Raw genomic sequence first — 12,729 nt, 5'->3', positions numbered from 1 at the left:
GAAGCCGGATCACACGCCGCGCTCAACCATCAGAACGGCATCCGTTTCCGGATCCAGGTGGCGGCGCCCGAAACGGACCCCGAAAACCCGATCAAGATCCGGCGAGCACGCAACAGATGCGGCTGCTCCATCACGGACGATGCGACCGCGCTTCAGGAGGATCAGGCGATCGCAGTCGCGGACCGCCCGCTCGATGTCGTGCAGGACCACCACCACGATATGGTCCGCGGCATAGGCATGCAGCCGACGCATCAGGTCGATGCGGTGGCCGATATCGAGGCTCGCGCCTGGCTCGTCCGCCAGCAGCACGGTGGGTTCGGCGACCAGGGTCGCTCCGAGCAAGGCACGGGCACGCTCGCCCCCCGAGATGCGCGACCAGGGTCGATCGGCAAGCTCCGCAAGCTCGTGATCACGCAGCAAGCCAGGAAGTCGCGCGAATGCCCCCGCCGTCCGGCTCGCGCCCAGTTCGACGATCTCGCGCACCGTGTAGTCCCAGGCCGGTTGGAATGTCTGCGGCAGGTAGCCGATGCGGCGGCCACGTTCACGGGGTGGCAGAGCCGCCAACGCCGTCCCGCCGAGATCGACCGATCCGGAGCTTGGAGATTGCAGACCCGCGAGGCAGCGCAGGAGGGTCGACTTGCCTGCCCCGTTCGGACCGATCAGCCCGACAAGGGCGCCGGGCTCCAGGTCGAGCGAGATGCCGTCGAGGAGCTGGCGTCCCTCGACCTTCACGGTGACGCTCTTGGCAACGAGGCGGCTCATGCGCGCATCCGTCTGCGCAGGAGGAGAAGGAAGAACGGGCCGCCGGCCGCCGCCGTGACGAGGCCCAGCGGGATCTCGGCCGGTGGCAGCATCGCACGGGCAACCCCATCGCAGACCATCACGACCATTGCTCCGGTGGCTGCCGAAACCGGCATGAGCGTCCGGTGGCGCGGCCCCACGGACCAGCGCGCGACATGCGGTGCGACCAAGCCGACGAAGGCGACGAGACCGCCATGGGCCACGGCCAGGGCGACCACGACAGCGCCGACGAGGACCGCCCAGCGGACGAAACTTTCCGCGTCCAGGCCGAAGGCGCGCGCCTGATCCTCGCCGAGGCCGAGAAGATCGAGCCCGCGCGCGAGCGTCAGGCCGAGGCCGAGGGCGAGGGCCGAAAGGCCCGCGAGAAGCGCGAGGCCGCCCCAGCTCGGGGTCTGGATACCGCCGAGCGTCCAGCTCAGCACCACCTGCAGGCTGACGCTCTCGTCGGAGAGGGCGAGCATCAGGAAGGAGCGGACGGCCCCCAGCATCGCCGCGACCGCGACACCCGCGAGCAGCAGGCCGGCCGTGTCCGCCACCCCCGATCCTCTGGCCACCGCGAGGACCAGGACGGTCGCGCCCCACGCCCCGGCGAAGGACAGGCTCCCGAGCGCGAAGGCCGAGGGCACCCCGAGCGGAACGAGCAGCGCGATGGTCGCCCCGATCGCCGCTCCCCCGGCGGAGCCCAGCAGGTAGGGCTCCGCCAGGGGGTTGCGGAACACGCCCTGGAAGATCGCGCCGCCGAGGCCGAGCATGGCACCGACCAGGGCTGCGGCCAGCACACGGGGCAGGCGCCATTCGACGAGCAGCCGGGAGCGCAGATCGTCGGCACCGCCGAGGATGTGGACAAGCTCCGCAGGGCCGGCCCAGTCATGCCCGGCACTGATGCCGAAGACGAGGGATAGCCCGAGAAGCACGAGGAGGCGGAGAGCGGTGCTCACGGCTCGGTCTTCCGCGGCGGATGCAGGAGGTTGGCGAGACGCTCGATTCCATCCACGGTGCGCGGTCCCGGAATCAGGAACTCGGCGCGCGCCACCCCATGGGCATGGCCCTCCCGAACGGCGCGCATCTCCCGGAAGCCCGGACGCCTTGTCAATTCCCGCAACTCCTCGTCCCGGCCGGCCAGGAGCAGCACCTCCGGATCGGCCGCGAGCACCGCCTCCGGCGAGACCTGGGCGAGGCCGCCGCGGCCGGAGAGGGCATGGCAGCCGCCGGCCCGGACCAGGGCGTCTCCGGTATAGGTGCCTTCGCGGGCCGCGAGCAGGAGGCCGTTGCCGAGCTGCCCCGTGATGAGCACGAGCCGCCGGCAGGGCCTGCCCGCGATGCGTCCGGCGACGGCAGCGAGCCGGGCGGCGAGGGCCTCCGCGACAGCGCGGCCGCGCTGCGGCTCGCCCGTCGCCCGGCCGACGAGCCGGAGGTTGTCGAGGACCTCGCCGATGCTGCGGCTCATCAGCACGAGCGTCGGCACGCCGAGCCGCTCCATCGGCGCGAGCAACTGGTGGGCCGCCTGGCGCGCGGGCGTCACCAGCACGAGGTCGGGCGCCTTGGCCACCACCGCATCCACTGAGACACCCAGGCGGCCGCCCACGACGGGCTTGGCGGCCGCCTCCGGCGGGTAGCGCGTGAAGGCGTCGATGCCGACGATCCGGTCGGCCAGGCCGAGCGCCGCGACCAGCTCGGTGTTCGAGGAGAAGATCGTCACGATGCGCCGGGGCGGCGCAGGCAGCACCACGTCACGTCCGAGAGCGTCCTTCAGGCTGATCGGTTCGGCATGGGCGGGGCTCGCCGCGACCGCCAGGATGGCGAGCCCTCCGATCGCAGCGGCGCGCATCTCAGAACCGCGCCTGCAGGCCGATCTGGACGTCCCGGCCCGGCGCGGAGGTGCCCCCGCTGCCGTTGTAGAAGCGCAGGTCGGCGAGCGTGGGTTGCTGGCCGGCGATGGCGATGAAGAGCGGGTGGTAGTTCACGTCGAACAGGTTGCGCACCTGCGCGAACAGCTTCACGCCGGGCATCAGGTCGACCTCGCCGCGCAGGTGGACGAGGAAGAAGGGATCCTTGCGCCAGATGTACTCCCGGTAGGGCTCCGCGGCCGGTACGCGCAGGTTCTCCTCCGTGTTGTACCAGACCGGGCCGTTGAGCTCGCCCTGGATCTGGAGCGTCCACGGATAGGCCACATCCCCCTGACCGAACCGCGTGCCGAGCGCGAGCTGGTACAGGTAGACGCGCTCGACCCGGTGCGTGTTGGCGGTGGCCACCGTCACTGCGCCCTTGTCCTTCATGTCGAAGTTGTAGTTGCCGTTGACATAGGCCCGCCAGCGCCAGACGCCCGGCTCCCAGCCGAATGTCCGCACCATGTCGGTCTCGTACTGGACCTCCATTCCGCGGATCACGACGTCACCGGGATTGTTGACGTAGTCCGAGGTGTTGGAATTGCGGCCACGGGCGCGCGTGATGATGCGGTCGGAGATGACGTTCTGGAAGAGCGCCACGTCGAGGCGCGAGACGCCGCTCGTCAGCGTCGTGCCGATCTCGACCTGCTCGCTCGTCTCGGGGCGGATGTTCGGATTGCCAAAGATGCGCCCGCCGCCGAGGGTGTTGAAATCCGCCGCGAGCTCCGAGGCCGTGGGGGCCCGGAAACCGGAGGATGCACCGATCCGGAAGGCCGCCCAATCGGTCGCCTTGAAGGCCGCGCCGACGGAATAGGTCGTCGCCTCATAGGGGCGGGTGCCGTTCACCTGCGCCGTGAGGTAGGGCGTCGGGTCGAAGCTCGTCGTGCCGTAGGTCCGGCGCACGCCCGCCCTCAGGGTCACGCGGTCGTCGAACAGGCGCTGGGTGTCCTCGATGTAGAGGGCATGGAACTGATCGGTCTGGTTGTTGTCCTGCGGCGAGACCTGCGCGAGCGGGTTGCCAGGCACGCCGGCGCGGAAGCGGTCGGAGCGCAGCCGGCTCGTTTCCCAGTCCCAGCCCAGCAGCAGGTCGTTGCCCGTGAACAGGTTGAATCGCGGCTGGAAGCGCGTGCCGAGGATATCGAGATAACGCGTGTTGAAGTCCGCACTCGTGCCCGGCACCGGCAGCCCGGTACCGCCGCGCTGAATGGGCGAGGCCCACTTGAAACGGTCTTCGTCATTCACGCTGTAGAGCTGAGCGAACAGGCTCATCCGTCCGTCGTCGCTGCGGCCGGTGTAGCTTGCGTCGAACGAGCCGTTGATGCGGTCGTCCTTGCTGTAGATGTTGCCGCCCGAGCCACGGAAGCCGACGCCGTAGATGCCATCGGTGCGCAGGGTGAAGTCAAGCCGGTTGTTCGGATCGATCTGCAGACCGAGGCCGCCCGTGATGCCCATGCGGTTCCACTGGGTGTTGGCCATGCGGCCTCCGCCCGTTCCGGCGAAGTAGTCGTCACGCTTCGCCCCCGAGAGACCGAGGTAGTAGTCGAACGGGCCCACCACGCCGCCGGTCTGCGCACGCCCCTGGGCGAGCCCCCAGACGCCGCCGATGCCCTCGACCAGGGTGCCGGGTGCGGTGCGCCCGGTCTTCAGGATGATGTTGATGACGCCGCCGATGTTCTGGCTGCCGTAGATAACCGACGACGGCCCGCGCACGATCTCGATCCGCTCGATGTCGGCGATCGACAGCTTGGAGAGATTGGCGGTGCCGGCGCGCCGCCCGTTCATCAGGACGAGGACCTGGCTCTTGAAGTCCTTGCCCTGTCCATCGGTGGCGCCGCCGCGGATGTTGATCGAGGTCTGGCCCGGAGTCCATTCCGAGAAGAAGCCGACCGCGTTCTCGGCCAGGAGGTCGGTGACCGACTTCGCGGTCGAGGTCTCGATCATCGTCCGGTCGATGACCTGGACCGTTCCGGCGATCTCAGAACGCGGTTCCGGACGGCCGGTGGCGGTCACGACGATCTGGTCGAGGGCGATCTCAGCGCGCTCCTGGCCCGCCGCAACGGTCGACAGAGCACTCCCGCCAAGGAGCGCGAGCGCGAGGGGCCGCAGGCGACGGGGCATCACGAGTCTTTTCTCCAGACGAGGATGGCCGAGGTACGGGGAACGGAGAGGCGATGGCCGCCGGGGACAGCGATGGCCTGGGCCTTGAGGTGCCGGCGGAGCGCAGGGCGCCGGGGATCGCCAGGGGCCCAGCCGAGACGTTCGGCGAGGTAGGCTGCCATCGGCGCAAAGTCGGGAACGATCGCGCTGAAGGTCCAGTCGACGCGCGTTGCGATGGCAGGCCGCTCGCCGGGCGGCAGGCGTCGGAGCACGATGTCGACGCCCGGCGTTTCGTCCTCGCCGTGCCATTCGCGCGGCAGGCAGCCGGCAAGGCAGAGGCCGCGGGGACCCTGCTGGGCGGGAACCAGCCAGACGATGGTGCGCCGGGCCCATCGCCGGCACCGGATGAGGAATGCCGCCGCATCGGTCAGGGGCGCGGGCATGTTGGCGGCCAGCACCGTGTCGGCACAGCCATCCGGCAGGTCGGCCTCCCGCCAGCCGAGCGGATGGAGCTGTGGCGGCGGAGCCAGCGCCCGCAACCGGCGCTGCATGGCAGGCGCCGGCTCGATCACCGTCCAGGCTGCCGCCCGGTCGCGGAGGGCGTGTCCGAGCTGGCCGCCGCCAGCGCCGACATCGAGGAGATCGCCAACCTGCGGCACCGCTGCCCGCAGAAGCGGAATGATCCGCGCGACATAATCCGAGCTGTCGATCCCGCCCGCGTAGAGTTCGAGCGGATCGATCCCGGGCGGATCCGTGCGTTGCGGGATGTCGGCGACCTCGTTGGGTGCCGTTGACGATCGAGACTGTTCCATCGGTCCTTCCCCGAACCTCAGGGGAGACCGATCGCGGACGCAGGCAGCTGCCGCAGCGCTCAGGCTGCTCGCGCGCATGCGACCCGTCAGGACTCCCCGCCCACGAGACATGTCACGGTCAAGGCAGGTCTCCTGGCTCGCGGGTCGCTGCCATCCCTCTGGTCTTCCCGGTGACACCTCACCAGTGACGCGGAGCGAGGGATGACTCGTCGCTTACAGTTGCGGGGACAGCTCCGGCCTTGACGCAGGGGCGCCGCACCGGATTCCCTCTTCGCTCTCCGTCATGGGACGGAGAGAACCTTGACCATGGCTCAAGAACCGATCGGCACAAGGGTTGTCAACTGCCGGAAACACGCCCCACGCTGACTTAACGCTTCGAAGCGATCGCGCCGGCTTCGGCCTCGTCACGTGGAACGGCCGCCGCCTTGATCTCACAGCCCGCAGGGGCTGGTTGCAGCCCGTTCAGGATGGAGCCGGATCGATCGCGAGGAACAGCCTGACGTCATCGCCGATGCGGCGAGGCGGCGACCTGTGCACCAGAGGGCCGGCGGACGATGCGACCGTCCGTGCCCCCTTGAAGACCGCGACCACGCCGGTGTCCACCTCGCGAATGGCGGCGTCCGGAACCGATGCGCTTCTCCCGAAGCAGGCGGCATCATCCTGGGAGAGCCATTGCGTGCCGCGGCCCCGATAGGTGGTCGCGAGGCGCAGAGCGATGGTGTCGGTGTGGAAGAACCGGCAGGCGTCTCCCTCGACGACCTCCAGACGAATCGCGACGCGGGCAGCGCCACAGAGATTGGCCAAGGTCGCGGCGAGGCCGGTGATGTCGGCGACGAGCCACTTCGCGGTGTCCGCATCGACCACGGCGAGCCGATCCATGCAGCCAGCGAGATCGGCGGCAACGCGGCTGGGACGCGTCACGAGCCGCAGCTGCGGCAGCGCATCCGTCGGGTGCGTGACGAGGCGTCTCTCGACGGCTTCGGGGAGCCGGCGCTGCCACAGCACGAGGTTGATGCCCGGCCTTCGGATGGTCCGCAGGACCTTCGGGCCGTCACTTGCGCGGACATGGCCTGGCAGCCCGGCCACAGCCGCCTGCCGTTCCACGTCCCCGACCTGCCTGTCGCCTGTGTCGCCGTCGCATCCGGCCGCCCGTTGCGGGCGCGCTCCGTGATCGGACCTCTGAGCGGCAAGGGAGGTCTGGAAGGCCACCGGATTACACCCCCCAGACCGGGAACAGGTCGTCGAGCCGCTTCTGCGCCTTCGTCGGCCCAGTCGTGACACTGTCGGCGAGACTGGCGTCCAACCCCACCCGGATCGCGGCCTCGCCCCTATCGGGGCCGCCGATGAACACGAGTTCCTGCCGCCGGTCGCCCCAGCGCCGGCTCCAGGGGATGCAGCCGTTGGTCATCTCGATGAGCATTTCATCGGTGCGCGAGAGGTTCGCGCCGCCATCGCGCACGAGATCGGCGTCGATGTTCACCTCGTTCATGTCGTTGGCGATGACCGCGCCGCGCCGGCCTTCACGGTCGTTCAGCACCTGGTTGAGGAGCGTCGTCTTGCCCGCGCCGAGGACGCCGGACAGGAGGCTGACGGGGAGGAGAGGTGAGGTGGGCGGCATCGATATATGAAACGTTATAGTATTACATGAGCGAGGCATAAAGCCGTAGCCACGCTGGCCTGTCAATGGTGCGCAGGAGACCCGGGGGCATTCGGGGTGGGGATGGTGGACTCCTCCGGCCCGCGCCGCCGACAGACGCTCGTCGCCGGCGGGCCGTCGCGATCCAGCCGAGACGCGCTCCGGCAGCCACACCGGTCCTCATGCCGAGCAACCATTCGATCGAGGGCTATCGGGGCTGCCACAGAAGGAAGCGCCCGGTCAGCCGGGTTCATCCGTCAGGCTCGGCGCAGCCGGTGGTGAACCCATCCCAACAGTCGTTGACCATGACTGTTGGTTCCGGTCTCGAGCTTTCGATAAGCCTCCGGCTTGGCACCAGACAGTCGAGACGGGTCGACGGCCCGCTGCGTCAGCTCCCGCTGCCTCAGCAGCCTGGGCCGTTGGCATGATCATTCCGCCATGCTCTCCTCGGCCTGCTCCGCCGCCTCCTGCCCGCTCCGCCGGGCCCGCGTCGCCCGGGCGCGCTCGGTCTCGCGCAGGCGCCGGCGGCGGGTCTCCAGCCCCTCGCGGGTCGGCGGCCACCAGCCGCGGCGGACGTCGTCCGGCCGCGCCGCGGGGGTCACCTCCGCAAGTTCCCGGAAGCTCGGCATCCGCCACCAGCCCCAGACGACGGCGCGGCCCGGAGGCAGCGGCGCGACGGCGTGCGGCACCTCGCCCGGCCCGACCGGCTCGGTGTCGAGCGCCTCGAATACCACGACGCCGAAGGCGGCGGTCTCGACCGGCACCCCGAGCGGCGGCAGGTCGTCGGCCGGCACCGGGAAGCGACGGCGGCGGCGCTCGCTCTCGGCCTCCCGGTCCCGGATCGCCTCGCGGCGGGCCCGCTTCGCCTCCGGCTCGTTGCGGGCGGCCGCCGCCTCGATCGCCGGCCAGACCGCCTTGAGCGCCTCGTAGGCCCGCCAGGGCACGCGCCAGGCCCGGATCGCCGGATCCCAATGGGCCGAGGGCAGGCCCCGCAGGGTCTCGACCACGGTCCGCGAATAGGGCGTGCGGACGATCAGGCTCTCGGGCGCGGGGTCGAGATACCGGCTGGTCAGCGGCTCGAAGGCATAGGCATCGCGGCCCTTGTCGTCGCCATGAGCATCGAAGGCCGAGAGCTCCCGGCCGATCCAGGCATCGACCCGCCGCCCGGCCGTGGTGCCCGGCACGAACCAGCGCCGCAGCGACCGCCGGAACTTCGCGGTCGGAAAGGTCTCGCGGAAGCGCGCGATCAGCCCGCGGTCGAAGGGCATGGCCACCAGCACGCCGGGCCGCTTGGCTCCGCCCGGCGCGATGGAGAACCCCGCCCCGCGGGACTCCTCGCCCTCGGGCCCTCCCGCCTCCACGGCGGTCAGGCCGCCTCGGACCGGCGGGCGCCCCAATGCGCGTCGACCCGCCCGCCGAAGGCCGGATCCGCGAAGGGATCCTCGTCCGGTCCCTGCCGCGGCGCGTCCGCGAGCCTGTCCGCATCGATATCGATCACGTAGCCGCCGAGATCGACGTCGTAGGTGAGCGCCCGCCAGGGCACTGGATGGTAGCTCTCCCCGAGGCCCAGGAAGCCCCCGAAGGACAGGACCGCATAGGCGACCTGACCCGAGACCTTATCGACCATGAAGTTGTAGATCGTACCGAGGCTCTCGCCCTTTCGGTTGTAGACGGCCGTGCCCTCGACCTTGTTGGAGGCGATGAGCCGGCGCGTCTCGTCGAGGGCGACGCCCTCGGCAGTCGGGTCGAGTTCCATCGAACCCGGGGCGCGGATGGTGCGTTCGTTCGGCAGTTCGGTCGGCATGGCGGTCTCCCATCTTCCGGGGGAACCGGACCCCCGTGGGCCGGGTTCCGGTCCGCCCCCGAGCCGCCCGGGTCAAGACCCGTCCGGCGTCGCCGGCAGGCTCCGGGCGAGCGGCACCGCGGCGGCCGCGAGGACCGCCATCGCCCAGAAGGCAGACGGGCCCGCCCAGCCGTAGAGCGGGCCGGCGGCGAGCGTCGTCAGGGTGGTCGCAAGCCCCAGCCCGAGCGTGCCGTAGAGGGTCTGGGCGGTCGCCGCGAGGGCCGGCGGCACCGTGGCGAGGATCACCCGCATGCAGGCGAGGTGGAGGAGCGCGAAGGTGAGCCCGTGCAGGGCCTGGATCGCCACGAGCGCCGGCAGCGCCGCCGTCCCGGCCGCCACGGCCCAGCGCAGGGAGGCGGCGCTGCCGGCGAGCATCAGCGCCCGGGAGGGGCCGAGCCGGTTGAGGAGCGGAGGTCCGGCGAGGGTGAAGACCAGCACCTCGGCGGCCACGGATTCCGCCCAGAGCAGGCTGATGGTGCCGGGGCTGATCCCGGCCGCCTGCCAGCGGATCACCGCGAAGGCGTCGTGCATCGCGTGGCTGCCGATCACCAGGGCGGCGACGAGGACGAGGCGCCGGAAGGCGGGAGAGCGCAGGAGCAGCCCCGGCCGGGCGGGCTCCGGCCGCGCGGCCTTTCCCGGGAGGAGCAGGGCGCCCGCCGCCATCAGCCCGAAGAAGGCCGCGCCGCAGACGAGGAGCGCCGGCCGCCCGAAGCCGGCGATCACCGCGCCCGCGAGCAGCGTGCCGCCGATGAAGGCCGCCGAGCCGGCCCCGCGCACGACGCCGTAGCGGAAGCGGCCGGCGGCGGAGGCCGGGAGCGCCAGGGCGTCGGTGAGCGGCGCGAGCGGCGCCGTGGCCGCCGCATGCGCCACCCCGACGAGGAGGAGCGCCGCGAAGCCGTGCCCGGCGAGGTAGGCGAGCGCCGTGAGGGCGGAGACGAGGGCGCAGGCCGCCAGCACGCCGCGCGCGGCGTCGAGCCGGTCGGCGAGGCGCCCCGCGAGCGGCCCGGCCGCCAGGCGGATGCCCTGCCCGGCGGCGAGCACGAGGCCGATCTGGTCCGGCCCGAGCGAGCGCTCGGCCAGGATCGAGGGCAGGAACGGCGACGTGACGCCGTACCCCGCATAGAGCGCCGCCGCGACGAGGAGGAACCGCGTCAGCATCGCGGCGCCGGAGCCGGGGGGCGGCGCCCTCCGGGCGCCGACGGATCAGAGAAGGCCCGGCGCGTGCGGGCCCTCCCCGGGGGCTTCGGACGAGACCGCGGCCCGCAGGCCGAGGACGAGGGCGCCGGCGGCGCCGAAGGCGAGGGTGATGGCGGCGAGGAACATGGGGGAATCTGTGCGGCCGCGTGCTTAACGGGGGATTGCCGAACAGGGTGAATGAGAGGAAAACCCCGGCTTCCACAGTGCGGCGGCCTGCCCGCGCCGCGGCGCCCGCCGGCCATGGATCCGCCATCATCGGAGGACAGCGACGCGATGGAGTACCGCACGCTCGGTCGGTCCGGTCTCAAGGTCTCTCCCCTCTGTCTCGGCACCATGATGTTCGGCGGCCAGACCGAGGAGGCGGAAGCCGCCCGCATCATCGCGGATGCCCGCGAGAAGGGCCTCAATTTCATCGACACGGCCGACGTCTACAACGACGGGCGCTCCGAGGAGGTGGTGGGCCGCGCCATCGCCCGCGAGCGCGACGCCTGGGTTCTCGCCACCAAGGTGGCCAATCCCATGGGGCCGGGACCCAACGACCGCGGCCTCTCGCGCGCCCACCTGATCCGCGCCTGCGAGGCGAGCCTGCGGCGCCTGGGCACCGACCGCATCGACCTCTACTACCTCCACAAGGAGGACCACGACACGCCCCTTGAGGAGACCGTGCGGGCGATGGGCGACCTGATCCGGGCCGGCAAGATCCGCTATTTCGCGGTTTCGAACCACCGGGCGTGGCGGGTCGCCGAGATCTGCCGGATCTGCGACGGGCTCGGCCTCGACCGGCCGGCGGCGAGCCAGCCCTACTACAACGCGCTCAACCGCATGCCCGAGGTCGAGCACCTGCCGGCCTGCACCCATTTCGGCCTCGGCGTCGTGCCCTACTCGCCCCTCGCCCGCGGCGTGCTCACCGCGAAGTACGATCCGGGCGCCCCGCCTCCGGCGGGCACCCGGGCGGGCCGCGGCGACACCCGCATGATGCAGACCGAGTGGCGGCCCGAGAGCCTCGCCATCGCCCGCGAGATCAAGGCCCACGCGCAAGGCCGCGGCGCCTCTCCGGTCGATTTCGCGGTCGCCTGGGTGCTCAACAACCGCGCGGTCACATCGGTGATCGCGGGGCCCCGCACCGTCGCGCAGTGGGAATCCTACGCGGGCGCGCTCGCCTATCGGTTCACGCCCGAGGACGAGGCCCTGGTGGACCGTCTCGTCCCGGCCGGGCATCCTTCCACGCCCGGCTACACCGATCCGGCCTACCCTCTCGAGGGGCGCGTCAGCTGGACCGGGGCGTGACGGGCGCGATCTTGAGCTTTCGTTTACGCCTTCGGTGTGGATGATCCGGTCGTGCAGGCGATTTTCCACTTGGAACGTCGTGAGCACGGCTTAGTTGTTGACGCTATGCGCCCGTCAGGGCCGAATGTCCGGCTTCGTGGGCCCTAAGGGAGACCGGAGGAGACCGATGGCGACCAAGACGACGAAGAAAGAGGCGACCGAGGCCGAGAAGCCCGCCGCCAAGGGCAAGAAGGTGGCCGCCCCCAAGAGTGGCGACAAGCCGAATGCTCTGCAGAAGCCCCTCCAGCCCTCCCCCGAGCTCGGCGCGATCGTCGGCACCAAGCCGATCCCGCGCGGCGAGGTGGTGAGCAAGGTGTGGGAGTACATCCGCAAGAACTCGCTCCAGAACCCGGAGAACAAGCGCGAGATCCTCGCCGACGACAAGCTGAAGAAGGTCTTCGGCAAGGACAAGGCGACGATGTTCGAGATGAACAAGTACCTCGCCCAGCACCTGAAGTAGGGCCGTCGGGAGCGCGCAGCGGCGCTCCCCCGGGCCGGCCGCGCTTTCCGTTCAGAGGACGTGGCCGATGGCGCTGATGCGCCTGAGCAGACTTGGCGGGGCGTGCCACCGCTTCGCCCGCTTAGGCTTTTGCTGTGTCGCAGGTTTTTGACGGAAAACCGCAACGCACTGTTCCGAAACCTGCTTAGAGCCGTTCCCGACCTGACTGCACCAGGCCGGCGGCTCTCACCACTTGTTTTGACGCGCTTTCTTGCGCCGAATCGGGGTCCACTTCGGCGCGGAGCGCTCTCGTTGCCGCGGCATTGCGGCTGGCGCTGCTCGGCTCGCGCAGGTTCGGGCCGCCTTGCCACGGCGATCCGGCCAGCGTCGCGATTGCGGCGCTCTCCGATCGGCTGATGTGCCGTTCGGGGCTCAATCGAGAGAGCGAGCTTCCCGGCGATCGGGATGATGTTTCGTCATCAATCCTTTCGATCATGAATGCGATATTCGGTTGCTTGCGCTCCCTGGCCAATGCGGGCCTGCTCCGGCGAGCCTTGCCTGACGGCGCAGCGGGTGCGGGTTTTGCTGCGGCGGTCGAGACCGTCATCGACCTGCCACGCGGTTTGCTCTCGACGGGAAGTCACCGATCCGGGCGCTGAGACGCGCGCATTCCCGAGCGCCATCGAGGCGAC

12 protein-coding genes, 1 pseudogene and 1 riboswitch are annotated in these 12,729 nt (G+C 70.7%); of the genes and pseudogenes, 2 read left to right on the top strand and 11 right to left on the bottom strand.

Going from position 1 to position 12,729, the window contains the following annotated elements:
- Positions 1 to 9: 9 nt before the first annotated feature.
- The 10 genes and pseudogenes from MNOD_RS06395 to MNOD_RS06350 form a co-directional block, all read right to left on the bottom strand.
- Entirely contained in the window at positions 10 to 762 is a 753-nt protein-coding gene (locus tag MNOD_RS06395; RefSeq protein ID WP_015928020.1) for an ABC transporter ATP-binding protein, read from the bottom strand.
- The gene (locus MNOD_RS06390) at positions 759 to 1,739 is read right to left on the bottom strand and encodes a FecCD family ABC transporter permease (protein ID WP_015928019.1); all 981 of its coding nucleotides are present in this window, start codon (positions 1,737 to 1,739) and stop codon (positions 759 to 761) included. Before MNOD_RS06390 ends, MNOD_RS06395 begins: the two co-directional genes overlap by 4 nt.
- On the bottom strand, positions 1,736 to 2,629 hold the full coding sequence (locus tag MNOD_RS06385; RefSeq protein WP_015928018.1) for an ABC transporter substrate-binding protein: 894 nt from the start codon (positions 2,627 to 2,629) through the stop codon (positions 1,736 to 1,738). Before MNOD_RS06385 ends, MNOD_RS06390 begins: the two co-directional genes overlap by 4 nt.
- 1 nt (position 2,630) lies before the next feature.
- On the bottom strand, positions 2,631 to 4,805 hold the full coding sequence (locus MNOD_RS06380; protein WP_015928017.1) for a TonB-dependent receptor: 2,175 nt from the start codon (positions 4,803 to 4,805) through the stop codon (positions 2,631 to 2,633).
- The gene (locus tag MNOD_RS06375) at positions 4,805 to 5,596 is read right to left on the bottom strand and encodes a class I SAM-dependent methyltransferase (protein ID WP_015928016.1); all 792 of its coding nucleotides are present in this window, start codon (positions 5,594 to 5,596) and stop codon (positions 4,805 to 4,807) included. The genes MNOD_RS06380 and MNOD_RS06375 overlap by 1 nt, the downstream gene beginning before the upstream one ends.
- A gap of 105 nt (positions 5,597 to 5,701) precedes the next feature.
- Positions 5,702 to 5,914, bottom strand: a riboswitch (cobalamin riboswitch).
- Between the two features lie 144 nt (positions 5,915 to 6,058).
- Positions 6,059 to 6,700: a DUF1826 domain-containing protein gene (locus tag MNOD_RS06370; RefSeq protein WP_050783293.1), complete on the bottom strand. Its 642-nt coding sequence runs from the start codon at positions 6,698 to 6,700 to the stop codon at positions 6,059 to 6,061.
- 286 nt (positions 6,701 to 6,986) lie between these two features.
- Positions 6,987 to 7,214, bottom strand: a pseudogene (locus tag MNOD_RS06365) (GTP-binding protein); the annotation flags it as partial.
- Positions 7,215 to 7,660: 446 nt separating this feature from the next.
- The gene (locus MNOD_RS06360; protein WP_015928013.1) at positions 7,661 to 8,593 is read right to left on the bottom strand and encodes a hypothetical protein; all 933 of its coding nucleotides are present in this window, start codon (positions 8,591 to 8,593) and stop codon (positions 7,661 to 7,663) included.
- Between the two features lie 5 nt (positions 8,594 to 8,598).
- On the bottom strand, positions 8,599 to 9,036 hold the full coding sequence (locus MNOD_RS06355; RefSeq protein WP_015928012.1) for a PRC-barrel domain-containing protein: 438 nt from the start codon (positions 9,034 to 9,036) through the stop codon (positions 8,599 to 8,601).
- Between the two features lie 72 nt (positions 9,037 to 9,108).
- Complete coding sequence (locus MNOD_RS06350) at positions 9,109 to 10,233, bottom strand: MFS transporter (RefSeq protein WP_015928011.1); 1,125 nt, start codon at positions 10,231 to 10,233, stop codon at positions 9,109 to 9,111.
- 312 nt (positions 10,234 to 10,545) lie between these two features.
- Here MNOD_RS06350 and MNOD_RS06345 point away from each other — a divergent pair, with 312 nt between their 5' ends.
- Together MNOD_RS06345 and MNOD_RS06340 are read left to right on the top strand one after the other, a co-directional pair.
- The gene (locus tag MNOD_RS06345; RefSeq protein ID WP_015928009.1) at positions 10,546 to 11,559 is read left to right on the top strand and encodes an aldo/keto reductase; all 1,014 of its coding nucleotides are present in this window, start codon (positions 10,546 to 10,548) and stop codon (positions 11,557 to 11,559) included.
- Between the two features lie 166 nt (positions 11,560 to 11,725).
- Complete coding sequence (locus MNOD_RS06340; RefSeq protein ID WP_015928008.1) at positions 11,726 to 12,058, top strand: SWIB/MDM2 domain-containing protein; 333 nt, start codon at positions 11,726 to 11,728, stop codon at positions 12,056 to 12,058.
- Positions 12,059 to 12,242: 184 nt separating this feature from the next.
- On the opposite strand, the gene MNOD_RS46190 is transcribed toward MNOD_RS06340, so the two are convergent.
- Entirely contained in the window at positions 12,243 to 12,644 is a 402-nt protein-coding gene (locus MNOD_RS46190; protein ID WP_157091395.1) for a hypothetical protein, read from the bottom strand.
- Positions 12,645 to 12,729: the final 85 nt, after the last annotated feature.

It is taken from the genome of Methylobacterium nodulans ORS 2060 (assembly GCF_000022085.1).
GTDB lineage: Bacteria > Pseudomonadota > Alphaproteobacteria > Rhizobiales > Beijerinckiaceae > Methylobacterium > Methylobacterium nodulans.
Note: the sequence above shows the minus strand (reverse complement) of the source record. Positions and strands in the feature narration are given on the sequence as shown.

Bases quoted from the DNA above. Each gene is read 5' to 3' on its own strand.
- MNOD_RS06385 (WP_015928018.1), bottom strand. From the start codon at position 2,629: ATGCGCGCCGCTGCGATCGGAGGGCTCGCCATCCTGGCGGTCGCGGCG.
- MNOD_RS06345 (WP_015928009.1), top strand. From the start codon at position 10,546: ATGGAGTACCGCACGCTCGGTCGGTCCGGTCTCAAGGTCTCTCCCCTC.
- MNOD_RS06380 (WP_015928017.1), bottom strand. From the start codon at position 4,805: ATGCCCCGTCGCCTGCGGCCCCTCGCGCTCGCGCTCCTTGGCGGGAGT.
- MNOD_RS06375 (WP_015928016.1), bottom strand. From the start codon at position 5,596: ATGGAACAGTCTCGATCGTCAACGGCACCCAACGAGGTCGCCGACATC.
- MNOD_RS06350 (WP_015928011.1), bottom strand. From the start codon at position 10,233: ATGCTGACGCGGTTCCTCCTCGTCGCGGCGGCGCTCTATGCGGGGTAC.
- MNOD_RS06355 (WP_015928012.1), bottom strand. From the start codon at position 9,036: ATGCCGACCGAACTGCCGAACGAACGCACCATCCGCGCCCCGGGTTCG.
- MNOD_RS46190 (WP_157091395.1), bottom strand. From the start codon at position 12,644: ATGACGGTCTCGACCGCCGCAGCAAAACCCGCACCCGCTGCGCCGTCA.
- MNOD_RS06340 (WP_015928008.1), top strand. From the start codon at position 11,726: ATGGCGACCAAGACGACGAAGAAAGAGGCGACCGAGGCCGAGAAGCCC.
- MNOD_RS06395 (WP_015928020.1), bottom strand. From the start codon at position 762: ATGAGCCGCCTCGTTGCCAAGAGCGTCACCGTGAAGGTCGAGGGACGC.